The organism is Kribbella lupini (assembly GCF_039529595.1).
Taxonomy (GTDB): domain Bacteria; phylum Actinomycetota; class Actinomycetes; order Propionibacteriales; family Kribbellaceae; genus Kribbella; species Kribbella lupini.
The window spans coordinates 1553531-1576403 of sequence record NZ_BAAANC010000002.1 but is presented as its reverse complement, the minus strand read 5'-3'; the positions used below and the strand labels follow the sequence as shown (position 1 = coordinate 1576403).

22 protein-coding genes are annotated in these 22873 nt (G+C 70.6%); 9 read left to right on the top strand and 13 right to left on the bottom strand.

Annotated elements, in window-relative coordinates; all coding sequences use genetic code 11:
- The gene (locus ABD235_RS20860) at positions 1 to 1020 is read left to right on the top strand and encodes a FecCD family ABC transporter permease (RefSeq protein ID WP_344176477.1); all 1020 of its coding nucleotides are present in this window, start codon (positions 1 to 3) and stop codon (positions 1018 to 1020) included.
- 2 nt (positions 1021 to 1022) lie between these two features.
- Entirely contained in the window at positions 1023 to 1817 is a 795-nt protein-coding gene (locus ABD235_RS20855) for an ABC transporter ATP-binding protein (RefSeq protein WP_344176475.1), read from the top strand.
- 1 nt (position 1818) lies between these two features.
- On the opposite strand, the gene ABD235_RS20850 is transcribed toward ABD235_RS20855, so the two are convergent.
- A complete protein-coding gene (locus ABD235_RS20850; protein WP_344176473.1) occupies positions 1819 to 2421 on the bottom strand; it encodes a TetR/AcrR family transcriptional regulator in 603 nt (200 codons plus the stop codon).
- A 120-nt stretch (positions 2422 to 2541) separates the two neighbouring features.
- Between ABD235_RS20850 and ABD235_RS20845 the strand changes: the two genes are divergently transcribed.
- Complete coding sequence (locus ABD235_RS20845; protein ID WP_344176471.1) at positions 2542 to 4725, top strand: MMPL family transporter; 2184 nt, start codon at positions 2542 to 2544, stop codon at positions 4723 to 4725.
- On the opposite strand, the gene pdxR is transcribed toward ABD235_RS20845, so the two are convergent.
- Complete coding sequence (pdxR, locus tag ABD235_RS20840) at positions 4643 to 6211, bottom strand: MocR-like pyridoxine biosynthesis transcription factor PdxR (RefSeq protein WP_344176469.1); 1569 nt, start codon at positions 6209 to 6211, stop codon at positions 4643 to 4645. The genes ABD235_RS20845 and pdxR overlap by 83 nt on opposite strands.
- 29 nt (positions 6212 to 6240) lie before the next feature.
- Between pdxR and ABD235_RS20835 the strand changes: the two genes are divergently transcribed.
- The 3 genes from ABD235_RS20835 to ABD235_RS20825 are packed head-to-tail and all read left to right on the top strand — an operon-like array spanning position 6241 to position 8708.
- Entirely contained in the window at positions 6241 to 7041 is an 801-nt protein-coding gene (locus ABD235_RS20835; protein WP_344176468.1) for an L-histidine N(alpha)-methyltransferase, read from the top strand.
- Positions 7038 to 7211 carry a hypothetical protein gene (locus ABD235_RS20830; RefSeq protein ID WP_344176465.1) on the top strand — a complete coding sequence of 58 codons (174 nt, stop codon included), beginning with the start codon at positions 7038 to 7040 and terminating at the stop codon, positions 7209 to 7211. The genes ABD235_RS20835 and ABD235_RS20830 overlap by 4 nt, the downstream gene beginning before the upstream one ends.
- A 9-nt stretch (positions 7212 to 7220) precedes the next feature.
- Positions 7221 to 8708 carry a CYTH and CHAD domain-containing protein gene (locus tag ABD235_RS20825; RefSeq protein WP_344176464.1) on the top strand — a complete coding sequence of 496 codons (1488 nt, stop codon included), beginning with the start codon at positions 7221 to 7223 and terminating at the stop codon, positions 8706 to 8708.
- On the opposite strand, the gene ABD235_RS20820 is transcribed toward ABD235_RS20825, so the two are convergent.
- Positions 8701 to 9051, bottom strand: a complete 351-nt coding sequence (locus ABD235_RS20820; protein WP_344176462.1) for a cupin domain-containing protein — start codon at positions 9049 to 9051, stop codon at positions 8701 to 8703. The genes ABD235_RS20825 and ABD235_RS20820 overlap by 8 nt on opposite strands.
- Positions 9052 to 9126: 75 nt before the next feature.
- Between ABD235_RS20820 and ABD235_RS20815 the strand changes: the two genes are divergently transcribed.
- Positions 9127 to 9591 carry a MarR family winged helix-turn-helix transcriptional regulator gene (locus ABD235_RS20815; protein ID WP_344176460.1) on the top strand — a complete coding sequence of 155 codons (465 nt, stop codon included), beginning with the start codon at positions 9127 to 9129 and terminating at the stop codon, positions 9589 to 9591.
- A 181-nt stretch (positions 9592 to 9772) separates the two neighbouring features.
- On the opposite strand, the gene ABD235_RS20810 is transcribed toward ABD235_RS20815, so the two are convergent.
- The 9 genes from ABD235_RS20810 to ABD235_RS20770 form a co-directional block, all read right to left on the bottom strand.
- Positions 9773 to 11416, bottom strand: a complete 1644-nt coding sequence (locus ABD235_RS20810) for a solute symporter family protein (RefSeq protein WP_344176458.1) — start codon at positions 11414 to 11416, stop codon at positions 9773 to 9775.
- Positions 11413 to 11754, bottom strand: coding sequence for a DUF485 domain-containing protein (locus tag ABD235_RS20805; protein WP_344176457.1), 342 nt, complete (start codon positions 11752 to 11754; stop codon positions 11413 to 11415). Before ABD235_RS20805 ends, ABD235_RS20810 begins: the two co-directional genes overlap by 4 nt.
- Before the next feature lie 184 nt (positions 11755 to 11938).
- On the bottom strand, positions 11939 to 13474 hold the full coding sequence (locus tag ABD235_RS20800) for a sodium/solute symporter (RefSeq protein WP_344176455.1): 1536 nt from the start codon (positions 13472 to 13474) through the stop codon (positions 11939 to 11941).
- 12 nt (positions 13475 to 13486) lie between these two features.
- On the bottom strand, positions 13487 to 13867 hold the full coding sequence (locus ABD235_RS20795) for a hypothetical protein (protein ID WP_344176454.1): 381 nt from the start codon (positions 13865 to 13867) through the stop codon (positions 13487 to 13489).
- Between the two features lies 1 nt (position 13868).
- Positions 13869 to 14615, bottom strand: coding sequence for a LytR/AlgR family response regulator transcription factor (locus ABD235_RS20790; RefSeq protein WP_344176452.1), 747 nt, complete (start codon positions 14613 to 14615; stop codon positions 13869 to 13871).
- 9 nt (positions 14616 to 14624) lie between these two features.
- Entirely contained in the window at positions 14625 to 15755 is a 1131-nt protein-coding gene (locus tag ABD235_RS20785) for a histidine kinase (protein ID WP_344176450.1), read from the bottom strand.
- A gap of 17 nt (positions 15756 to 15772) precedes the next feature.
- Positions 15773 to 16507, bottom strand: coding sequence for a metallophosphoesterase family protein (locus ABD235_RS20780; RefSeq protein WP_344176448.1), 735 nt, complete (start codon positions 16505 to 16507; stop codon positions 15773 to 15775).
- Positions 16508 to 16564: 57 nt separating this feature from the next.
- Entirely contained in the window at positions 16565 to 17689 is a 1125-nt protein-coding gene (locus ABD235_RS20775; protein WP_344176446.1) for a hypothetical protein, read from the bottom strand.
- On the bottom strand, positions 17689 to 18864 hold the full coding sequence (locus ABD235_RS20770) for a hypothetical protein (RefSeq protein ID WP_344176444.1): 1176 nt from the start codon (positions 18862 to 18864) through the stop codon (positions 17689 to 17691). The genes ABD235_RS20775 and ABD235_RS20770 overlap by 1 nt, the downstream gene beginning before the upstream one ends.
- Before the next feature lie 170 nt (positions 18865 to 19034).
- Between ABD235_RS20770 and ABD235_RS20765 the strand changes: the two genes are divergently transcribed.
- Positions 19035 to 20501: a serine/threonine-protein kinase gene (locus tag ABD235_RS20765; protein WP_344176443.1), complete on the top strand. Its 1467-nt coding sequence runs from the start codon at positions 19035 to 19037 to the stop codon at positions 20499 to 20501.
- Here ABD235_RS20765 and ABD235_RS20760 read toward each other — a convergent pair.
- A complete protein-coding gene (locus ABD235_RS20760) occupies positions 20498 to 21445 on the bottom strand; it encodes a hypothetical protein (protein ID WP_344176440.1) in 948 nt (315 codons plus the stop codon). The two genes, ABD235_RS20765 and ABD235_RS20760, sit on opposite strands and share 4 nt — an antisense overlap.
- Positions 21446 to 21529: 84 nt before the next feature.
- Between ABD235_RS20760 and ABD235_RS20755 the strand changes: the two genes are divergently transcribed.
- Positions 21530 to 22858, top strand: a complete 1329-nt coding sequence (locus ABD235_RS20755; RefSeq protein WP_344176438.1) for a dipeptidase — start codon at positions 21530 to 21532, stop codon at positions 22856 to 22858.
- The last annotated feature ends 15 nt before the right edge of the window (positions 22859 to 22873 follow it).

Here is a 22873-nt window from a genome sequence, read left to right as displayed (position 1 = left end):
GTGCGGATCGGTCCACTGTCGGGCCGGGTGGATCTCGGCGGCGTGGTGGTCCTGGTTGTCGCGCTGTTGGTGGCCGTTGCCGTGGGCGCCTATTCGCTGACCGTCGGAGACTACGAGATCCCGCTCGCGCAGGTGCTCGGCACGCTCGCGGGCGACGGGTCGCTGATCATGACCGACGTGGTGGTGAACAACCGGCTGCCCCGGGTCCTCGTCGGCCTAGGCGTCGGGTTCGCGTTCGCCGTGTCGGGTGCGATCTTCCAGCGGCTCGCGCGCAACCCGCTGGTAAGCCCCGACCTGATCGGCATCAACGCCGGCGCCGCGCTGGCCGCGGTCGTGGTGATCACGCTCCTCGGCGCGAGCCCGTTCTGGCTGCCGGTCGGCGCGCTCGGCGGTTCGTTGCTCACAGCAATCACCATCTACCTGTTCGCCTTCAAGCGGGGGATCGCGGGCTATCGGCTGGTGCTGGTCGGGATCGGCGTCACCGCGATCATCGGCTCGCTCACGGCGTACCTGCTGACCCTGGCCGACATCTACACCGCGAAGAGCGCGCTGATGTGGCTGTCCGGAAGTCTGGCCGGGCGGTCCTGGCCGGAGGTGTGGATGATCGGGCTCACGCTGCTTGTCCTCCTTCCCGCCGCCGTGGTCGCGTCGCGGCAACTGCGCCTGCTCGAGCTCGGCGACGATCTCGCCCGCACGTTGGCCGGACGGGTCGAGCTGTCGCGCGGACTGCTGATCGCGATCGGCGTCGGCCTCGCCGCCCTGGCGACCGCTGCGGCCGGCCCGATCGGCTTCGTGGCGCTGGTCGCTCCGCAGATCGCCCGCCGGCTGCTGGCCGAACGCGCTGCCGGTCTGCTCGCCGCCGGCGCGATCGGCGCGCTGCTGGTCGTCGCCGCCGACCTCGTGGCGCGCGAGCTGTTCGCGCCGATCCCGTTGCCCGTCGGCGTCGTCACGGCGTTCCTGGGCGCGCCCTACCTGTTGCTGCTGATGGCCCGAGCCAACCGCGTCGGCCGAGGAGGATGACCATGCTGCGCTCCGAGAACCTCACCCTCGCGTACGACGGAACGCCGGTCGTGCACGACCTGTCGGTCGACATCCCGCAGGGCAAGCTCACCGTGATCGTCGGCGCCAACGCCTGCGGCAAGTCCACGCTGCTCCGCGGCCTCGCCCGCCTGCTGGTGCCGCGCGGTGGAACCGTCTACCTGGACGACGTCGACGTACGCCGTGTCCCCGGCGGGCAGTTGGCCACGCAGCTCGGCCTCCTCCCGCAGCAGCCGGTCGCCCCCGAAGGCATCACCGTCGCCGATCTCGTCAGCCGCGGGCGCCATCCGCACCAGCGGTGGTTCCGCCAGTGGACCCCCGAGGACGAGAAGGTCGTCACCGAAGCCCTCACCGCCACCGGCACCGCCGACCTGGCCGACCGCTCCCTCGACCAACTCTCCGGCGGCCAACGCCAACGCGTCTGGATCGCACTCGCCCTGGCCCAGAACGCCGACACGATGCTCCTCGACGAGCCCACCACGTTCCTCGACCTGGCCCACCAGCTCGAGATCCTCGACCTGGTCCAGGACCTCAACCACCAGCACCACAAGACGATCGTCCTGGTCCTCCACGACCTCAACCTCGCCGCCCGCTACGCCGACCACCTGATCGCCCTGAAGTCCGGCACCGTTGTAGCCACCGGCTCCCCATCCGAGGTCATCACCCCCGAAACCGTTCAACAGGTCTTCGGCCTCGCCTGTGAAGTCATCCCGGACCCGCTCACCGGCACGCCGCTGGTCCTGCCGCGGCCGCGCCAAGCGGTCGTGCAGAACAGCTGATTCAGGTCAGGACCGGCGTGAGATAGCCGATCAGCGCCTGCTCGAGCTCCTGGATCCACGACTCCCGGTCGTCGGCCGGCGCCGCGAGCACCGTGCCGAGCAGGGCGGCGAAGATCTGCGTGGCGACCGTCGCGGTCTGGGCCAGACGGTCGGCGGGGAGCCCCGGCGCGCGAGCGGCGATGATCTCGGCGATCTTCCCGTGGACCGCGGCCTGCAGGGCGCGAGCGGGCGCGGTCAGATGTTCGGGCAGGTCCGGCCCGGCGAAGAGGGTCTTGAAGCCGGGATTGGCGAGGTTGACCTCGACCATCGGCCGGACCATCCGGTCGACCAGTTCCGGCAACGGCAACCGGGTGGCCGTCGGGTCGAATGCCTGGGCGTGCGCCTCCTGGAGCGCCGTCCGGTAGCGATCGGCCAGGGCCGCGGCCAGCGCCTCCTTGTTCGCGAAGAACTGGTACAGCGTGCCCGGCGAGACTCCGGCCCGCTTGGCGATCGCGTTGGTCGTCGCCTTCGCGTACCCCACCTCGGCGAACACCAGCGCGGCGGCGTCGGTCAGCTGGTCCATCCGTCGTTGCCCACGCGCCTGCCGGCGCGGCTCCTCGGCCACTCGGGTCCTCCGTCCGGACAGCTCCGTTGACAAACACGAGCATTTGCTCGTATTTTCGTTCTGCGCGCTTCATGCGAGCAATCGCTCGTGTTTCGCCATGCTACCCCTGGGGGCTCCGCCATGCCGAAGTCAGACATCGCCGCCGGCCGCCGAGCCGGAGGTGGGTTCGCCGGCTGGGTGGTTCGGAACCGGATCCTCGTCGTCGCCCTGGCCGGTGCGTTGGCCGTTGCGCTCCTGGCGGTCGCCGCCGGCGCGCTCGGCGCACTGTCGCTGTCCCGGATCGCAGCACCCGGGTCCGAGTCCGACCAGGCGCGCCACGTCCTCGCCGACCAGTTCCGGACCGGACCGCCGAATCTCGTCCTGCTGGTTGACGCCGGTGAGGCCGGCGTCGACGATCCCGCCGTACGGCGGGCAGCTGCCGAGCTCGATCGCCGGCTCAGCGCCGAGCCGGGCGTCGCCGAGACCGGCTCGTACTGGTCGCGCGGCGACAGTCCAGCCCTGCGCAGCAAGGACGGAAGCCAGGCGCTGGTCCTTCTCCGCGTTCCCGGCGAGGTGAACGAGGCCCGCGCCCGGGTCGGTGAGCTCGCCGACCAGTACGCCGGCCGGACCGGCCCGCTGACCGTTCGCGCGGGTGGCCAGGACGAGGTGTTCCGCGAGATCGGCACCCAGGCGCGGGCCGACTTCGTGCGCGCCGAGGTGATCGTTCTGCCGATGGTGCTCGTCCTGCTGATGCTGGTCTACCGCCGGGTCGCGCTCGCCCTGATCACGCTCGGCGTCGGCGTCTTCGCCACCGCGGGGGCGCTGGCCGGGCTGCGAGCGATCGCCACGGTCACGGAGGTCTCCACGTTCGCCGCGAACCTGGCGCTGGTGATGGGGCTCGCGCTCGGGGTCGACTACTGCCTGTTCGTGATCGCCAGGTACCGCGAAGAACTTGCCGCAGGCAACGATGTTGGCGGCGCGGTGGTCACCGCCGTGCAAACGGCCGGCCGGACGGTCTTCTTCAGCGGACTCACCGTCGCGACCTCCCTGCTCGCTCTGCTCCTGTTCCCGCTGACCTTCCTCCGGTCGTTCGGCTACGCGGGCATCCTGGTCGTCGGCTCGGCGCTGGTCGGCTCCCTGATCGTTCTTCCCGCAGCCCTGGCGCTGCTCGGCCGTCGCGCCGCCGGACCGGTCCGGACCCGGCCGGTCGAGCAGGGCGGATGGTTCCGGATCGCCCAGGCGGTCATGCGCCGTCCGCTGCTGATCGGCGGAGCCGTCCTGGCGCTCGTCCTGCTGCTCGCCTCGCCCGCGCTCGGCCTGCGCTTCGGGCTGCCCGACGCGCGCATCCTTCCGACCGAAGCCTCGAGCCGGATCACCGCTGACGAGATCCGGAACAACTTCGGCCAGGAGGAGTCCGACGCCCTCTACCTGGTCGCCCGGCAGGCCGAGGGCGCGGCCGGCGCCCGCCTCACCCGGTACGCAGAGCAGTTGTCGCTGGTCGACGGCGTCGCGCAGGTCGACTCGGCCGCCGGCGTCCACGTCGAAGGCCGTCGCGTGATCCCGCCGGGCCCGGACCGCTTCATCGCCTCGGGTGGGACCTACTTGACCGTCACGCCGACGCAGGCCGTCCTGGAAGGCGACGTCGGCGCACTGGTCGACCACGTCCGCGCGGTGCCCGCGCCGTACGACGTGATCATCGGCGGCAGCCCGGCCGAGATGCTCGACTGGCGGTCGGCGCTGACCGAGCGGATTCCGCTGGTGCTCGGCGTGATCCTGCTGCTCAGCTTCGCTGTGCTCCACCTGGCGACCGGGAGCGTGCTGCTTCCGTTGAAGGCGACGCTGCTCAACCTGCTGAGCCTCGGCGTGATGTTCGGCGTGATCGTGTGGGTGTTCCAGCAGGGCAACGTGTCCGGGCTGCTCGGGTTCACGCCGACCGGGACGCTGGAGGCGAGCATGCCGTTGCTGATGTTCTGCATCGTCTACGGGCTGTCGATGGACTACGAGGTGTTCATCGTGTCGCGGATCCGGGAGGAGTACCTGCGCACCGGCGACAACGCGCTGGCGGTCGCGACCGGTCTGCAGCGGAGCGCTCCACTGGTCAGTACGGCGGCCCTGGTGCTCGCGCTGTCGTTCGCGGTCTACGCGACGGGCGGGGTGGTGTACCTGAAGATGATCGGGGTCGGGATGGCGGTCGCTGTCCTGGTCGACGCGACGGTGATCCGTGGGATCCTGCTGCCGGCCTTCATGCGCCTGGCCGGGCGGGCGAACTGGTGGATGCCGACGTTCGGTGCAGCACGGCTGCGATTGTCGCGACAGCCTCGGTGATCGCCGTGGGGGTGCGGGCGGCGTAGCCGAGGACCAGGCCTGGTGGGTGGGGAGTCTGGGTGTGCCAGCTGAGGGGGTGGGTTTTGATGCCTTCGGCGAGGGCCCGGGTGGCCAGGTCGACGTCGTCGACGGAGTCGGTCGGGAACGTGATGGTGAGGTGCAGGCCCGCGGCGGCGCCGTGGGTGGTGGCGGTGGGGAGGTGGTTGCTGATGGCATCGATCATGGCGTCACGGCGACGGCGGTGGCGGCGGCGCGCGTAGCGGAGCTGGCGTTCGAGGTCGCCGGACTCCATCAGGTGGGCGAGGACGAGCTGGGGCAGCGCGGCGTTGCCGAGGTCGGCGAGGCGTTTGGCGGCGATCAGGCGGTCGCGGTACGCCGGAGGCGGGACCATCCAGCCGATGCGCAGCGCGGGGGCGAGCAGCTTGGAGACGCTGCCGGCGTAGATCACGTGGTCGGCGAGCATCGCGCGCAGGGCGGGGACCGGCGGGCGGTCGTAGCGGTGCTCGGCGTCGTAGTCGTCCTCGACGATCAGGCCGCCGGTCTCGGTCGCCCACTGGATCAGTTCGCGGCGGCGTTCGCCGTCCAGGACGACGCCGGTGGGGAACTGGTGCGCCGGCGTCAGCAGGACGGCGCGCGCACCGCTGCGGTGCAGCTCGTCGACGCGTACGCCGTCGGCGTCGACGGGGACGGGCGGGGTGCGCAGGCCGAGATTCTGCAGGTGCTGGCGGGAGCCGAGCGAGCCGGGGTCCTCGACGGCGAGTTCGTGGATGCCGTCGGCGATGAGGAGTTGGGTGATCAGGCTGAGTGCCTGCGCGACACCGGCGACGATGATCACCTCGGCCGGGTCGACCTGGACGCCGCGGTAGCGGGCGAGCCAGCGCGCGACGGCGAGCCGCAGTTCCGGCGTACCGGCGGGATCGCCGTAGCCGAAGGATGAAGCGGACAGCCGGTCGAGGACCGCACGCTCGGCCTTGAGCCAGGCGGCCCGGGGGAACGCGGTGAGGTCGGGGACGCCGGGGGTGAGGTCCATCCGCGAAGGAGCCGATCGGAGGGCGTCGAAGACGTCCACGTCTGGCTGGGGCAGCCTCGCCCGGGTGCCGCCGGCGGCGGGGCGGGAGGGGGCAGCGTCGCCCGAGAAGAGATGAGCGGCGGCGAGGGAGCGGGCTCGGGAAGGCGGAGTGGTGCTGATCGGCACGGCGACGACCGTCGTACCGGCTCGTCCGTTGGCTGTGGTGTGGCCGTCCTCGGTGAGGCGTTGGTAGGCCTCGGTGACGACGCCCCGGGAGACCTGCAGATCGGCGGCCAGCACGCGGCTGGCCGGGAGGCGAGTGCCGAGAGGCAACCGCCCGTCGGCGATCGCGGCGCGGAGCTGGTCGGCCAGCCACGTGGACAGCCCGCCGACCGGCACGCCGGCCGTGCTGAGCTGCAGGAAGTCGGAGCCCGCGGTTATGGACCTGCCAATCTCGCCCGGATTGGATCTACTCACCGGACCACTGTGACCCGCACGGTGGACTCATGGAAACCGACTACGTCCACGGCTACACCGACTCCGAGACCCGCCGCCTCAGCGACCAGGCGGACACGCTGGCCGAGCTCCTGCACGGCGGCACGCAGTACCCACCCGGCAGCCGCGTCCTGGAGGTCGGCTGCGGCGTCGGCGCGCAGACCGTCCAGCTCCTCACCCGCAGCCCGGGCATCGCGCTGACCGCCGTCGACATCTCCGAGGACTCTCTCGCCGAGGCCAAGCGCCGCGTCGCCGCCAGAGCGCCGTACGGGCAGGTGGAGTGGCATCACGGCGACCTGCACGGCCTTCCGTACGGCGAGTTCGACCACCTGTTCGTCTGCTTCGTGCTCGAACACCTGCCCGACCCGGTCGACGCTCTCCGCACCCTGCGCAACCACCTCCGCCCGGGCGGCACGATCACCGTGATCGAGGGCGACCACGGCTCCGCGATCTACCACCCGCGCAGCGACGCGGCCCAGGCCGTCATCGAGTGCCTCAACCGCAGCCAGGCCGACGCCGGCGGCGACGCGCTGATCGGCCGCCGCGTCCAGCCGCTGCTCACCGAGGCCGGCTTCACCGAGGTCGTCACCGAACCGCGCACCGTGTACGCCGACCAGACCGTGCCGCACCTGGTCGACGGTTTCACCCGCAGGACGTTCATCGCGATGGTCGGCTCGGTCCGCGACCGGTCGATCGCCACCGGACTCAGTACGCCGGACGCGTGGGCCCGCGGGATCCGCGATCTCGAGCGCACCGCCGAGCCCGGCGGGACCTTCCACTACACGTTCTTCAAGGGGGTCGGAGTGCGATGATCGCCCTGCTCGTCCTGGTCGCCGCGGTGATCGCCGTGCTCGAGTGGAACCGTCGCCGATCGCTCGGTCCGCCGTACGGTGGCAGGCTTTCCGGCGGCCCGGATCGTGATCGCGACCGCCTGCTGGACGATCTCCGCGCGGCCGCGGCCCGGGCTTGCGCCGACTGGTAGAACTTGGGGATGACGCCGACCGAGCAGCTCGAGATCGAGACCAAGTACGACGTCGACGAGCACGCCATGCTGCCGGCGTTGCACGAGCTGCCCGGGGTCGACCGGGTCGAGCAACCGGTCGAGCTGGCGCTGGAGGCGGTCTACTTCGACACCGCCGACCTCCGCCTCGCGCAGAACAAGGTGACCTTGCGCCGTCGTACCGGCGGTGAGGACGACGGCTGGCACATCAAGCTGCCGGCCGCGCGCGGGCGGATGGAGATCCAGCACCCGCTCGGGCGGGCGGTGCGCAAGGTGCCGATCCAGGTCGTGCGCGCCGTTCGGGTGCACATCCGCGACCACGAGCTCGTGCCGGTGGTGACGCTGGCGACGCGGCGGATCGTGCACCGGCTGCTCGACGCCGAGGGCGAGGTGCTGGCCGAGGTCGCCGACGACCACGTGACCGCGACGGTCGAGGGCGAGGAGCCGCAGACGTGGCGCGAGTGGGAGGTCGAGCTGGTCGGCGGAGCGGCCGAGCTACTCGAAGCGGCCGAGCCGGTACTGCGGGACGCCGGCGCGCGACCAGCGTCGGGTCCGAGCAAGCTGGCGCGCGCGCTCGGCGACCGCGTGCCGCAGCGGGAGACGTGGGAGCTGCCGTCGAAGCCGACGACCGCCGATCTGTTCCGCGCGTACGCGACCGCCCAGGTCGAGGCGATCCACCTGCGCGACCCGGAGGTCCGGCGCGACCTGCCGGACTCGATCCACAAGATGCGGGTCGCGACCCGGCGGCTGCGGTCGGCACTGGCGACGTACCGGCCGGTGGTGGATCGCGAGGTCGGCGACCCGATTCGGGACGAGCTGAAGTGGTTCGCTGGTGAGCTCGGTGGGGCGCGGGACGCGGAGGTGCTGCGTGAGCACTTCCTGGTCGCGGTCTCGGAGCAGCCGCAGGAGCTGGTGATGGGACGCGTCGCGGGGTACATCGACGACCACCTGCGCGGGGTCTACAAGCAGGCGCGGGTGCAGGCGCTCGAGGCGCTGGAGAGCGAGCGGTACTTCCGGCTGCTCGACACGCTGGACGAGCTGGTCGCCTCGCCGCCGCTGCTCGACGCGGAGACGAAGGCGAAGAAGCAGGTGCCGAGCCTGCTGAAGCATGACCTGAAGCGGATGAGCAAGTGCGTGAAGCGCGCCGAGAAGGCCGAGACTCTCGCCGAGCAGGACCACGAGCTGCACGAGACGCGAAAGGCGTCGAAGCGACTGCGGTACGCCGCTGAGTCGGCCGTGCCGGTGCTGGGACAGGCCGCGACCGATCTGGCGAATCGTGCCGAGCAGGTCCAAGAGGTCCTCGGCGACCACCAGGACAGCGTGGTCGCGCGGGACCTCCTGCGTCAGCTCGCCGTCCAGCAGCATCTCGACGGCGGGAATCCGTTCACGCTGGGGCGGCTGCATGCCGCGGAGCAGTACCGCGGGGAGCGTTCGCGCGAGGCGTTCCTGGAGCTGTGGCCGACGATCGACTTCAGCTGATCCACGGCGGGGTGCCGCGGTCGGTGTCCTCGCCTGGAACGCTGACCTTGGCATGCCCGTAGCCGGCGACGATGGCAGTGAATTCTCCTGTTGCCTTCACCTGCCGCTCAACGCCCTTCGGCAGAACCACTGCCACGCCTTCCTTCAACTCCACCTCCGCTCCGTCGACCGTGATCGTCGCGTGCCCGGAGAGTCCGGTCCACACCTGCTCGCTGTCCACCACGTGCACCGGTCCCTGCGCGGTCGCCTTCATCTCCACCCGCCACACGCTCAGGGCCTCGCTGCCCAGCGTCGGCGACGCGTACGTCGTCATCACGGCGTTCGGGGTCTCGGTCACTCGCATCTGTACTCCCTCATCTTCGTCAACCCGGTTGTCGAAAATAGTACACCGGGTTGTCGATCTGTCAAGATGTCCTCCATGGACCGTCACGGTTACGAGCTCCCCCTGCTGCTCGCCGGCGCCTTCCGCCGCATCATCGACGAGCTGCACCGCCGCCTCGCCGAGCAAGGTCACCCCGACCTACGCCCGGCGCACGGCTTCGCCCTGCAGGCCGTCGGCCGCGACGGCACCACCGTCTCCGAGCTCGGCCGCCGCCTCGGCGTCAGCAAACAAGCCGCGACGAAGACCGCCGCCAAACTCACCGACCTCCGCTACGTCACCCGCACCCCCGACCCCGCCGACGCCCGCGCGGTCCTCCTCACCCTCACCCCCCACGGCCGGGCCGCCCTCACCCTCTCCGCCCGCATCTTCGACGACCTCCACACCGAGTGGAAACAGTCCCTGGGCGCCACCCGCCTGAGCGCCCTCGAAGACGACCTCACCAAACTCACCCCGAGCTCCACCCCCACCCCCCTCGCAGACCTCCCAGGCTGGTTCCACTAGTAGTTACCCAAGGCAACGAACAGCCCGGGAACGCAACGAGGGCCCCAGCTGGGTGCTGGGGCCCTCGTGGGCGGTTGGGGCTGTCAGGCAGGTTCGCTTCGGTTCGGCAGGACCTGCCTGACAGGGATAGGGGGCGAGGGCGCCGGGCTGTCACCCGTGATGGGACCGGCACCCCCGCCGGTCAGTGCTGCGTCGCCTTCTCGGCGCCCGCGCCGGTCAGGGAGCGGACCTCCATCTCGGCGAAGCGGTCGACGTCGGTGGCTTCCTTGCTGGTCAGGGTGCCGATGATGCCGAGCAGGAACGCCAGCGGGATCGACACGATGCCGGGGTTGTCCAGCGGGAACCAGTGGAAGTCGATGCCGGTGTCGGTGATCATCGACAGGCTGGCGCCGGTCTTCTTGTCGACCTTGCCGGACACGACCGGGCTGAAGATGATCAGGAAGATCGCCGAGCCCAGACCGCCGTAGATGCTCCAGAGTGCGCCGCGGGTGTTGAAGCGCCGCCAGAACAGCGAGTACAGGATCGTCGGCAGGTTCGCCGAGGCCGCCACCGCGAAGGCCAGTGCCACCAGGAACGCGATGTTCTGGCCGTTGGCGAAGATGCCGCCGATGATCGCGACCGCGCCGATCACCAGCACGGTGATCCGGGCCACCCGGACCTCGCCGTCGCCGCTGACCTGGCCCTTCTTGATCACCTGGCCGTAGATGTCGTGCGCGAACGACGCGCTGGCGGTGATGGTCAGACCCGCGACCACCGCGAGGATCGTCGCGAAGGCGACCGCGGAGATCACGCCCAGCAGGATCTCCCCGCCCAGTTCGTAGGCCAGCAGGGGAGCGGCCGAGTTCGCCTTGCCGGGAGCGGCCCGGATCACGTCCGGACCGACGAGCGCGGCGGCGCCGTACCCGAGCACCAGCGTGAACAGGTAGAAGATGCCGATGATCCAGATCGCCCAGCTGACGCTGCGGCGGGCCTCGCGGGAGTTCGGAACGGTGTAGAAGCGCATCAGCACGTGCGGCAGGCCCGCCGTACCGAGGACGAGCGCGAGGCCGAGCGAGATGAAGTCGAGCTTGCTGATCCCCGTCGCGCCGTACTGAAGGCCCGGGTTGAGCAGCTTCTCGCCGGCCGCCGGGCTCTTGTCGACCGCCGCGCCCAGCAGGGCGGACAGGTTGAAGGTGTACTTCGCCAGCACCCACAGCGTCATGATCCCGGCGCCGATCACCAGCAGCACGGCCTTGACGATCTGGACCCAGGTGGTGCCCTTCATGCCGCCGACCAGCACGTAGGTGATCATGATGATGCCGACGACGGCGATCACCACGCTCTGCCCGGCCTTGCCGTCGATGCCCAGCAGCAGGGCGACCAGGCCGCCCGCGCCGGCCATCTGGGCCAGCAGGTAGAAGAAGCAGACGCCCAGCGTCGAGATGGCCGCGGCCATCCGGACCGGACGCTGCTTGAGCCGGAACGACAGCACGTCGGCCATCGTGAACCGGCCGGTGTTCCGCAGCAGCTCGGCGACCAGCAGCAGCGCCACCAGCCAGGCGACCAGGAAGCCGATCGAGTACAGGAAGCCGTCGTACCCGTTCAGCGCGATCGCGCCGGCGATGCCGAGGAACGACGCGGCCGACAGGTAGTCGCCGGCGATCGCGATGCCGTTCTGCGGGCCGGTGAACGAGCGGCCGCCGGCGTAGAAGTCGGCCGCGCTCTTGTTGTTGCGCGAGGCCCGGATCACGATCGCCAGGGTGGCCACCACGAACAGCGCGAAGATCGCGATGTTCACCTTCGGGTCGCCAACGGTTGCCAGCGGCAACAGCAGTGGTGCGCTCATGAGTGGTCCCCCTCGATCTGGTCACGCAGGTGCTTGGCGTCCGGGTCGAACTTCTTGTCGGCCCAGCGGACGTAGATCAGCGTGATCGCGAAGGTGGAGACGAACTGGCCGAGCCCGAACAGCAGCGCGACGGTGATGTTCCCGCCGACCTTGTGCGACATGAATCCGGGCGCGTAGTCGGCGAGCAGGACGTAGAGGAAGTACCAGGCCAGGAACAGGCCGGTCATCGGGAACACGAAGCGCCGGAAGCGGCGACGCAGCTCGGAGAAGTCCGGTGACAGCTGGACGTCTCGGTACGTCGTGAGCTCCGGATCGCCCGCACGACGCGTTTCACTCATCGCGGGACCTCCAGACGTGATCAGGCCGGGCGGAGTCCGGCGCGCGGGTTGCTGCTCCGTACTGTGGTCCAGCTCACCCGGCCCTGACAGCACCGACCGGCGTCGAGCGCTCAGCGGCGCACACCTCTCGACCGGCGGGAAACGGCACTGCGACGAGCGGTCGCATCCGTACGACGAACGGCGGTCAGGCGCCGGTGAAGCCGCGGTCGACGTCGACGGCTTCCGGCGTGTGCAGGCGAACCATGCTGCGGGCGGTGCCGGCCGGGATGCGGGCCGGCGTCATCCGCGAGACCACGACGACGGTCAGGAAGGCGAGCGGCATCGTCCACGCGGCCGGCTGGGCGATCAGGGCGCCGGACCAGCCGCCCTGGGGTGGTCCGATCACGTTGACCAGCACGGCGGAGATCGCGGCGACCCCGCCGACGAGCAGCCCGGCGGCCGCGCCGACGGTCGACATGCGGCGCCACCAGATCCCCAGCACGAGCAGCGGGCAGAACGTCGAGGCGGCGACGGCGAAGGCGAGTCCGACCGTGTCGGCGAGGCTCAGCGAGCCGGTGAAGTTCCAGGCGAGGTACGGGATGGCGATGGCCAGGACGGCCGCGATCCGGAAGCTGTTCACGGCCAGGTAGTCGCCTCCGGTCAACCGGTGCAGGCGGTTGCGCAGCAGGTCCTGGTCGATCACGCCGGCGATCGCGACGGTCAACCCGGACGATGTGGACAGGAACGCGGCGAAGGCGCCGGCCGCGACGAGCGCGCCGAGCAGATCGCCAACGGTGCCAGGGAAAATTCGGCCGGGCAGCTCGAGCACGACGGTGTCGGCGGCCGTCGCGACCAGGTCGGGCGCGAAGGTGCGGCCGAGTACGGCGTACACGGGCGGGAAGAGGTAGAACACGCCGAGCAGCGCGAGCACGACGACCGTCGTCCGGCGGGCCGCGCGGCCGTCGGGGTTGGTGTAGAAGCGGACCAGCACGTGCGGCAGGCCCATCGTCCCGAAACAAAGGGCCAGGAGCAACGAGTACGTCGCGTACAGCGGGTGGTCGCGGCCGTCGGCCCGGGACAACGGCTGGGCCCACTCGGAGCCGGCGCCCTGCAGCGAGTCGAGCACGCCGACCGGGTGGTCCATCGAGCGCCAGGCGATCAGGATCACGAAGACCGGTGCGGCCAGCGCGGTGAGCTTCAGCCAGTACTGGAACGCCTGCACGAACGTGATCGAGCGCATCCCGCCGGCCGCGACGTTGATCACCACGATGATCGCGACCAGCGCGGCGCCGACCGCGGGCGGTGCGCCGGTGACGGTCTGGACGGTGAGCCCCGCGCCGCGCAGCTGCGGGAGCAGGTAGAGGGTGCCGATCCCGGCGACGAGGAACGAGCAGATCCGCCGTACGACGGCCGACTCGAAGCGGGTCTCGGCGAAGTCGGGCAGCGTGTACGCGCCGGAGCGGCGCAGCGGCGCGGCGATCAGGACGAGCAGCATCAGGTAGCCGACGGTGTAGCCGACCGAGAACCAGAGCATGTCCGCGCCGTTCACCAGGACCAGACCGGCAACACCGAGGAAAGATGCCGCCGACAAGTACTCGCCGCTGATCGCGGACGCGTTCCAGCGCGGCGTGACGGCCCGGCTGGCGACGTAGAAGTCACTGGTGGTCCGGGAGATCCGCAGGCCGAACAGGCCGATCCCGATCGTTGCCGCGATCACCAAACCGATCGCGGTCAGACTCATGGCCGGCGACATCTACTGCCGCCCGACGAACTCGGTGAACTCCGCCTCGATCCGTTCGGCGTTGCGGACGTAGAGCCGGGCGGCGACGTACACGACCGGGTAGACGACGATGCCGAGCAGCACCCAGGGCAGCGGGATCCCGAAGACGCCGAGCGTGCGGGTGGCCGGGACGAGGAAGAACAGCAGCGGCAGGCTGCCGAGGATGACGGCCGTCCCGGCGATGACGAGCAGAGCGAGCCGGAGCTGGGACTGGATCAGCGAGCTCATGTAGACCTCGCCGACGCGGGTCTGCTCGTCGATCTCCCGCGTACCGGTATGTCCGCTCGTACGCCGGGCGGCACTCGTTCGTGGACTGGTGACCCGCACCCGCCGGGGCCCGTCCGGCGTACTCATCTCAACCTCTCAACGACGTCGAGCGGACGAGCAGGTCGCGGAGCTCGCGGGTGTGCCGTCGGCTGACCGGCAACCAGTCGTCACCAACCCGTACGGCGCACCGCCCGCCGTCCACGCGCATCTCGTCGACGTGGGCCAGCGCGACGAGCGTGCTGCGGTGGATCCGGGTGAAGCCCGCGTCGCGCCAGCGTTCCTCGAGGGTGCTCAGCGGGACCCGGACCAGGTGCGAGTTCTGCCCGGTGTGCAGCCGCGCGTAGTCGCCCTGCGCCTCGACGTACCGGACGGTGGATCGCTGGACGAACCGCGTCACGCCCGCCAGCTCGACCGGGATCGTCTCGTCCTCGGTCTCGTCCGGCGACTGCACGACCAGCGGCCCACCCGCGTTGACCACCCGCCGGACCGCCTCGGCCAGGCGCTCGGCGCGGACCGGCTTCATCACGTAGTCGGTCGCGCGCAGCTCGAAGGCCTGCACCGCGTGCTCGTCGTACGCCGTGACGAAGACGATCTGCGGCGGCTTCACGAACTTCGACAGCACCCGGGCCAGGTCGATCCCGTCCAGCCCCGGCATCTTGATGTCGCAGAACACGACGTCGAAGTCGGTGCCCTGCAGGAGCTTCAGCGCGTCCGGCCCGTTCGACGCGGTCTGGATCGGACCGATCCGCTCGTCGCGCTGGAGCAGGTACACCAGCTCGGCGAGTGCCGGCTCCTCGTCGTCGGCGACCAGCGCGCGCAAAGGAGTGTCCGCCATGGCCACACACTAAGCCGACGCATGGACTCCTGAGGAGTATTTGGGGACCCGGAAGCTCACCTTTGTCCCGGCGTCGACCGCGGTCTCCACCACCAGCCCGTACGCGTCGCCGTACACCTGGCGCAGCCGGGCGTCGACGTTGCCGAGGCCGATCGAGTCGCTGCCGGACTGGCCGGAGAGGGCTGCCCGGATCACCTCCGGGTCGCTGCCGGAACCGTCGTCCTCGACGCTGATCTCCGCCTCCGAGCCGCGGTCCATCGCCCGGATGGTGATCTGTCCGACGCCGGTCGTGCCCTCCAGGCCGTGCCGTACGGCGTTCTCGACCAGCGGCTGCACGACCAGGAACGGGATCGCCACCGACAGCACCTCCGGCGCGATCAGCAGCGACACGGTCAGCCGCTCCCCGAACCGCGCCTGCTCGAGCACCAGGTACCGCTCGACGTTGCGCAGCTCGTCGGACAGCGTCGTGAACTCACCGCCCCGCCGCAGCGCGTACCGGGAGAAGTCCGCGAACTCCAGCAACAGCTCCCGCGCCCGCTCCGGATCGGTCCGTACGAACGACGCGATCGCCGCCAGCGCGTTGTAGATGAAGTGCGGGCTGATCTGCGCCCGGAGCGCGCGCAGCTCCGCCTCCATCGCGCGCGTCCGCTCCTTGTTGAGCTCGGCCAGCTCGACCTGGCCCGACACCCAGCGCGCCACCTCCTCGGTCGCTCGCACCAGCGCGGCCGACGACCGCGGGCTGTACGCGACCAGTACGGCGACCACCCGGTCCTCGGTGACGATCGGCGCGACCACCGCCGTCCGGATCGGGCACTGCGGATCCCCGCACGCGACGTCGTGAGCCCCCAGTACGGCGGTCCGCCCACTCCGCAGCGTCATCGCGGCGATGGCCTTGGCGTCGACCCGGTGGTTGCTCTCGTACGGCCCGCCCACCCCGTCCCACGCCAGTACGCCGGAGGAGTCGCAGATCGCGATCGCCGCCGTACCGAGCAGGTCGCGCAGGTGCTTGCTCGCCCGCCCGGCCGCGACCGGTGTCAGGCCCTCGCGCAGGTACGGCGAAGCCAGCGAGGCGGTATGCAGGGTCGCATACGTCGCCTTGTCAGCCGGAGTCCCGAAATGCTTCCGCCGCCGCGCGAACATGGGTTGACGGTAGCCGGTCAGCCCTTCGCGCGGGGGGTGAACGCGGCCAGGGCCTCGGTGTCGGAGTAGTTGGTGCGCACGTACTCGTCGGCCCAGGCGGCCGCGTCGGGGTAGCTGGACTCGGCGGCGACGCGGTCGGCCGCGGCGGTGAGGTCGATGGCGGTGCGGCGCAGCTGGACGTCGGAGCCGGTCAGGAGAGCCCAGCTCGGGAGCGGTGCGCCGTACGGCATGCCGACGCTGCCGGCGTTCACGACGAGCCGCCGGTCGACCTGCCGGGCGAAGGGCATGTGGGTGTGCCCGCAGACGACAGTGCGGACCTCGTCCGGCACGCCGTCGAGCACGGAGGCCCAGCGGTTGACCGGACTGTCGACCAGCACGACCTCCTCGTCGTCGCGGGGAGTGGCGTGGCAGAACAGCGCACCGCCGATGGTCACGCTGGTCGGGAGAGTCGACAGCAGCTCCACCTGGTCGGGCCGGAGCTGTGCAGCGGCCCACGGGCTCACCTGGTCGGGCGGATCGAGCTGCTCGCCCCGAGCCATCGACACCAGCTCCCGGTCGGCGTTGCCGCGCACCCAGACGGCCCGAGAGCCCAAGCCCACCAGGAGATCCAGTGTCTCGACCGGCTGAGGCCCTGCCGCCAGATCACCGGCCAGTACGACGACGTCCGCGCTCCGCACGTCCGGCTCAGCCAGCACGGCCTCCAGCGCCGGGAGCACGCCATGGATATCTGCCAGCACCGCGATGCGTTCCATGCCGACCAGTCTGGCCCGCCGGTACGCCGTACACACCGTGGCTCTGCTAGGAGCAGACTAGTTGCCGAGTCCGATCCGGATCGGCCCGAGCGGGATGGCGGACTCGCAGGCGCCGCTGGTGATCGTGCAGCGCAGGACACCGCGCGGCATCGACTCCCGGTCGTCGATCAGCATCAGCACGTGCTGGTCGTCCTCGGCCAGGCTGCTGACGAAGTTCGCGCCGGACCACTGGCGCAGCAGCGTCCCGTCGCCGGTGTCGAGCGCGGCCACGGACGCCCCGGCCCAGCCGTCGTCGTACGGCGGGGTGGCGATCGCGGTGCGGCCGTCGGGGGTGAAGCTCTGGATCTGGAACTCGCACGTGCGCCACAGGCTCCGGCCGGTGGCCAGCTCGTTCACCGTCGAGCAGGCCCGGTACTCGCCGGGCGCGGTCAGCAGGGCGACCAGTTTCCCGTCGGGGCTGATCGCCGTCGGCGAGCCGGGCGTCGGGATCACCTTCGCGGTGGCCTCTCCGGGCTTCCAGGCGTACAGCTTCCAGCTGACCGCTTCGTCGGTCGGGCTGGCCCGGTAGTACACGACGCCGTCGATGTAGGCGAGCACCCGCACGCTCCACAGGCCACGGACCACGAGCTTGTCCACCGTGCCGCTGGAGTCCTGCGAGTAGACCGTCGAGCCGGCGACGTTCAGCTCGTTCTTGCCGCGCGGCTGCGTCGAGTAGGCCACCGCCGACTGGTCGTCCGTGCCGCGCACACTGACCACGTCCGGCACGTGCTCCCGGTCGCCGGTGATCTTCAGCTTCAGCAGTTCGCTGGTGCCCTGGTTGGTGGACAGTACGGCGAACGCTTCTTCACCCATCCGGGTGAACTCCATGACCGACGCACTGCCCGGTACGACGACCGGTCCGCCCGCGCCGCCGCGGATCTCCCGGCCGACGCTGTACGGCACCTGCGGCTCGCGGCCGGTCTTCAGCGTCGCCAGCGGCACCTTGACCTTGACCGGACCCGTGGACACCGGCTCGCTGGAAGGCGTCCCGGCCGAGCCGGTCTTGACCGCCAGCGGTGAGGCGCTGCCGGGATCGTCGTCAGAGTCCGGGCCCTGGCTGGTCGCAACCACCCCACCGATCGCTACGGCAGCAACAGCAACGGCCGTGACGAGCACGACCAGTCGCGTGTTGCGGCCGGCCATCAGCTACCGAGCCCGAACTGGTCGCCCGGCGTGATCGGGGTCGCGCGCTCGCAGTCGCCGCTGCTGATCGTGCACCGGATGATCGCGCCCTTGGTGTCCGGGCCGTCGTCGACCTCCATCAGCAGGTGCTGGTCGTCCTCGGCGCGCACCTGCCGGAAGGCGACACCGGTCCACTCGCGCAGCAGGGCGCCGCTGTTGTTGTTGTCGAGGAGCCAGGAGCTCAGCGATGCGTAACCGTCCTCGTAGGCAGGTCCGGCGATGGCCATGGACTTGTCCGGCGTGAATCCCTTCACCATGTACTCGCACGTGCGCCAGAGCTTCTTGCCCGTGGCGAGCTCGATCACGTTCGAGCAGCTGCCCGCGCCACCGATGGTCTCCGCTGCCGCGACCAACGTGCCGTCGGCGGACACCGCGGTGGGCGAGCTGATGCCCTTCACTGCGGTGGCCGAGGAACGGCCGGGCACCCAGGTGTAGAGCTTGGGTACGCCGTCTTCCCGCGGGGTGGCCGCGTAGAAGACCTTGCCGGCGGCGACGGCGATCACCTGCATGTTCCAGGAGTCGGGGAGGCTGAGCTTGTACTTGCCCTCGCCGCCGTCCTCGGCGTACAGCGTGCTGCCGGCCAGTTGCTCGCCGGTCGACTTCTGCTTCTGGGTGGCGAACGCCGCGAAGCTGCCGTCGATCGCACCGACCAGCGTGGTCACGTCGCGGACCTCGCTGCTCTCGCCACCGTTGTTCGTCCGGACCAGGACGAGGTCGGGCTCCCGGCTCTCCAGCACGTACGTCGAGCTGCCGGCCTGGGTGGCCGCGATGATCCGGTCCTTGCCGGGCACCGTGAAGGCCTGGTCCGGGCCGCCGCTGACCCGGCGGCCGAGCGTGTGGACCAACTGCGGGGAGCGGCCCGCGGTCAGCTTGGCCAGCGTCACCGCGACGGTCTTCGGACCGGAGACTCCCGGCTTGCTCACCGGCGGTGTCGTCGGCGTCGCGGACGGTGTCCTCGTCGGCGGCTTCGGGGTCGCGCTCGGCGTCTGCGACGGGGTCGGTTGTCCACCCAGTGGACTCGCGCCGGCGGTGCTGGTCTCCGGGCCCTGCCGGTAGGCGAACACGCCGCCACCCGCGACCGCGGCCACCGCGACGGCGGCGACCACGACGGTCAGCCGGGCGTTCAGCTGCCTCATTGCAGGCTCCTTACACAACAGTCGTGGTCCAAGAGCAGTGTGCTGCACCACAGGCCCTGCGGCGAAGCAGGCCCGGGACCGGGGTGATCGATCCCCGGTGTGACGTCACAACTGGGTGTTTTGTTCGCTCCGGCGACGCGGTCGCAGGAGGGATCGAGCATAATGCGGGCATGGACCAGCCGCCCCGGATCGGCCGGTACTCCCTGGTCCGCCGGGTGGGTGCCGGGGGTTTCGCGACCGTCTGGCTGGCGCGTGACGAGCAGCTGGACGCCGAGGTCGCGGTCAAGATCCTGTCCGACAACTGGATCGACGAGGACGACGTCCGGCGCCGGTTCCTGGCCGAGGGACGCTTCCTGCGCCGGGTCGACTCGCCGCACGTGGTCGGCGTGCACGACGTCGGCGAGACCGACGACGGCCGGCCGTACCTGGTCCTGACCTACGCCGACGGCGGTTCGCTGGCCGACCGGATCAAGGCCGGGCCGATGAAGGTCGCCGACGTCGTCGACGTGGTCACCCAGGTCGGCAGCGGCCTCAAGCAGCTGCACGCGCGCGGTGTGCTGCACCGCGACGTGAAGCCCGCGAACGTGCTGTTCCGCAGCGACCCGTCCGGCGACCGCGCGATGCTCGGCGACCTCGGCCTGGGCAAGTCGCTGGAAACCGTGTCCCAGCTGACGATGCCGGGCGGTACGCCGGCGTACGTGGCGCCCGAGCAGGTGATGGGCGACCGGCTCGACCACCGCGCCGACCTGTACTCGCTGGGCGCGGTCGCGTACGCCGCCTTCACCGGCCAGGCGCCGCACGGCGTGGCCAGTCTCGGCGCGGTGATGCGGATCGACGCGCCGCCGCCGTCGATGAGCACGCTGCGCGAGGACGTCCCGGACGCGATCGACGTCGTCGTACGACGCGCGCTCGAGCCGGACCGTGAGAAGCGCTGGCCCGACCTGGACAGCTTCCTGAACGCGTTGGACGAGGCGCACCGGACGGGCAAGGTCCCGGCGGGCCTGATCCCGGCCGACGAGCTGCCGGTGCCCGCGGGGCCGGGTGGAGTCGACCAGGAGACGCAGCTGGCGGCGGTTCCGGCGGATGCCAAGACCGAGGGCGGCCCTGATGCTGAGGCGACGGTCGCGGCCACGCCGGCACCGCGCCGGAACCGGCGGGCCGGCTGGATCGCCGCCGTACTGGCTGTGATCCTGGCCGGTGGTGGTGGGTACGCCGGGTACCAGCTGGTGATGAGCCGGCCGGTCGACGTGGCGGAGAGCCCGGTGTCGGTCGAGGTGCCGCGCAGCTGGGACGAGAAGTCCGCGCAGAAGAGTCCGTCGTTCGCCTTGCTGATCAGCGAGAACACCAGGGACTGGCAAAGTGTTGCGACCACGTCGGGTGTGTTCATCGGCGTGCTTGACCAGTCCGCCCTGCCGACCACCGGCACGGCGCCCAGCGGGTGCAAGCAGTCCGGCACCGACACCCCGACGGCCGAGAACCCGCGGGTGGTCTTCCGCTACGACTGCGAGTCCGGGGTCGAGGTGATGGAGCAGTACCGCAAGGTCCCCGGCGACAAGCTGCTGCGGATCCAGGTCCGCGGGGACGACCCGCAGCAGCTGACCGACGTCCTGAACTCCGTGACGTACAACGGGTCCTAGGGAACCAGCGAGGTCAGCGACGAGACCGCTGCCTTGTGCATCCTCGGGATCACGTTGAGGGTGGCCGAGTCACCGGAGTAGAGGTGGCTGCCGGACTCGTAGACCAGGTACGCCGTGCCGTTGTACTCGGTGATGCCCTCGGTCATGCTCGGCGCCCGGAAGCAGCTCAGTGCCGCCGCGTCCAGGTCCTTCTGGCCGCGCTTCACGACGTACAGGTTGCTGCGGTTCCCGCGCCCGTACGACGTGCTGTAGACGAAGTGGTTCGCGGTGATCATGATGCCCTGGGTCTTGGTCGGGATCTCCCAGGCGCCGGCGACCGTGGTCAGCGTGCCGTCGTCGGCGATCTTGTACTCGTACATCGTTCCGCGCCCGGTCTCGTTGAACGTCCCGGAGAACAGCGAGTCGCCGTAGCTGTTGAGGAACGAGGAGCCGGCCACGTCCCGGGCGGTCCCGACCTGCGTCAGGTACGGCGTACCGGCGGCCTTCAGCGCGTCGCGCAACTCGGTCAGCCGGTACTTGCGGATCGAGCTGCCGGCACCGGAGACGAAGGCCCACCCCTTGCTGGTGGTGATGCCGCCGACGTGCGACTCGGCGATCGCGACCACGCCGACGGTCGATCCGGTGGACGGGTCGATGCCGTAGATCTGGGAGTCGGCGCCACCGCGGTACGACGCGACCAGCAGCAGGTTCCTGCCGCTGCCGTCCCAGTTGTACCAAGTGCCGGCGCCCTGCGGGGTGTGCGTGCTGAGGTTGGGAATGCTGTGGCTGTTGCTGAACCGGGCGTCGTACTTCTTCGACGCCGACGGGCCGTCGTAGAAGGTGCTGCCGCCGGTGGTGGCGGTGTCGCAACTGATCGCGGCGGTCGCGATCGTCGGTGCGGACACCGCCGTCAGCGCGGCCGCGGTGGTGAGCAGACTGGTCAGAAGGGCGAAGGGGCGGGCCATGATCGTTCCTCTCAGGTTTGGGCGATAACCTTCGGGAGCTGCAGGGCTGATAGTAAGTAATTGACGGGCAGTACGGTAGGGCGCATGACCGATCTACCTGCGGCGATCGACCGCGTTCTGCCCTCCGTCCGTGCCGACCTCGAGGACCTCATCCGGATTCCCTCGGTCAGTGCGGACCCGGCCCGTGTGGCCGACGTCCAGCGGTCCGCCGAGGCGACCGCCGCGCTCTTCGAGGCCGAGGGTTTCGAGGTGAGGATCGTCCGCGCCGGAGCGGGCGCGCCGGCGGTGATCGCCAAGAAGCCGGCGCCGGACGGCAAGCCGACCGTGCTGCTGTACGCCCACCACGACGTCCAGCCGACCGGCAACGTCGAGGAGTGGACCTCGGAGCCGTTCGTGCCGACCGAGCGCGGGGACCGGCTGTACGCCCGCGGCGCGGCCGACGACAAGGCCGGCATCGCGGCGCACCTGGCCGCCGTACGGGCCTTTGGCAACGATCTTCCGGTCGGCGTGACGGTCTTCGTGGAGGGCGAGGAGGAGATCGGTTCGCCGACCCTGCTGCAGCTGCTCGACGAGTACGCCGACGAGCTCACCGCCGACGCGATCGTCATCGCGGACTCCGGCAACTGGGCGATCGGCCAGCCGGCGTTGACGGTTTCGCTGCGCGGGCTGGTCGACTGCTACGTCGAGGTCCGCACGTTGAACCACGCGGTCCACTCGGGCCTGTTCGGCGGCGCCGTGCCGGACGCGCTGACCGCGCTGTGCCGACTGCTGTCGACGCTGCACGACGACAAGGGCGACGTCGCCGTGGACGGCCTGCACGCGAGCCGCGCGGCCGAGCTGGACTACCCCGAAGACCGCTTCCGCGCCGAGTCGAGCGTGCTCGACCAGGTGAAGCTGATCGGTTCGGGCTCGCTGGTCGACCGGCTGTGGACCCGGCCGGCGATCGCCGTCCTGGCCATCGACGCGCCGCGCGTCGCCGACGCCAGCAACACCCTCGTCCCGGTCGCCCGCGCGAAGGTCAGCCTGCGGGTCGCTCCCGGTGACGACGCGAACAAGGCGATGCAGGCCCTGCGCAACCATCTGGAGCAGAACGCGCCGTGGGGCGCGCAGGTGACGGTGACCGAGGGCGACATCGGCCAGCCCTGCTCGATCAACGCGCGCGGTGCGGCGTACGACGCGGCCCGCTCGGCGTTCGCCTCCGCGTGGGGTGTCGAGCCGGTCGACACCGGCATGGGTGGGTCGATCCCGTTCATCGCCGAGTTCCAGCAGACCTTCCCGAACGCGGCCGTTCTGGTCACCGGTGTGGAGGATCCGGACACCCGGGCCCACGGCATCGACGAGGGCCTGCACCTGGAGGAGTTCGCCAAGGTGTGTCTCGCTGAGGCAACTCTTCTGCAGAACTTGGGCTCTTAGCCCGGACCGGGCTTT

Bases quoted from the DNA above. Each gene is read 5' to 3' on its own strand.
- ABD235_RS20835 (WP_344176468.1), top strand. From the start codon at position 6,241: ATGGAAACCGACTACGTCCACGGCTACACCGACTCCGAGACCCGCCGC.
- ABD235_RS20795 (WP_344176454.1), bottom strand. From the start codon at position 13,867: ATGAGTACGCCGGACGGGCCCCGGCGGGTGCGGGTCACCAGTCCACGA.
- ABD235_RS20775 (WP_344176446.1), bottom strand. From the start codon at position 17,689: ATGGCCGGCCGCAACACGCGACTGGTCGTGCTCGTCACGGCCGTTGCT.
- ABD235_RS20830 (WP_344176465.1), top strand. From the start codon at position 7,038: ATGATCGCCCTGCTCGTCCTGGTCGCCGCGGTGATCGCCGTGCTCGAG.
- ABD235_RS20755 (WP_344176438.1), top strand. From the start codon at position 21,530: ATGACCGATCTACCTGCGGCGATCGACCGCGTTCTGCCCTCCGTCCGT.
- ABD235_RS20785 (WP_344176450.1), bottom strand. From the start codon at position 15,755: ATGTTCGCGCGGCGGCGGAAGCATTTCGGGACTCCGGCTGACAAGGCG.
- ABD235_RS20815 (WP_344176460.1), top strand. From the start codon at position 9,127: ATGGACCGTCACGGTTACGAGCTCCCCCTGCTGCTCGCCGGCGCCTTC.
- ABD235_RS20780 (WP_344176448.1), bottom strand. From the start codon at position 16,507: ATGGAACGCATCGCGGTGCTGGCAGATATCCATGGCGTGCTCCCGGCG.
- ABD235_RS20855 (WP_344176475.1), top strand. From the start codon at position 1,023: ATGCTGCGCTCCGAGAACCTCACCCTCGCGTACGACGGAACGCCGGTC.
- ABD235_RS20760 (WP_344176440.1), bottom strand. From the start codon at position 21,445: ATGGCCCGCCCCTTCGCCCTTCTGACCAGTCTGCTCACCACCGCGGCC.
- ABD235_RS20825 (WP_344176464.1), top strand. From the start codon at position 7,221: ATGACGCCGACCGAGCAGCTCGAGATCGAGACCAAGTACGACGTCGAC.
- ABD235_RS20810 (WP_344176458.1), bottom strand. From the start codon at position 11,416: ATGAGCGCACCACTGCTGTTGCCGCTGGCAACCGTTGGCGACCCGAAG.
- ABD235_RS20765 (WP_344176443.1), top strand. From the start codon at position 19,035: ATGGACCAGCCGCCCCGGATCGGCCGGTACTCCCTGGTCCGCCGGGTG.
- ABD235_RS20820 (WP_344176462.1), bottom strand. From the start codon at position 9,051: ATGCGAGTGACCGAGACCCCGAACGCCGTGATGACGACGTACGCGTCG.
- ABD235_RS20805 (WP_344176457.1), bottom strand. From the start codon at position 11,754: ATGAGTGAAACGCGTCGTGCGGGCGATCCGGAGCTCACGACGTACCGA.
- ABD235_RS20790 (WP_344176452.1), bottom strand. From the start codon at position 14,615: ATGGCGGACACTCCTTTGCGCGCGCTGGTCGCCGACGACGAGGAGCCG.
- ABD235_RS20800 (WP_344176455.1), bottom strand. From the start codon at position 13,474: ATGAGTCTGACCGCGATCGGTTTGGTGATCGCGGCAACGATCGGGATC.
- ABD235_RS20770 (WP_344176444.1), bottom strand. From the start codon at position 18,864: ATGAGGCAGCTGAACGCCCGGCTGACCGTCGTGGTCGCCGCCGTCGCG.
- ABD235_RS20845 (WP_344176471.1), top strand. From the start codon at position 2,542: ATGCCGAAGTCAGACATCGCCGCCGGCCGCCGAGCCGGAGGTGGGTTC.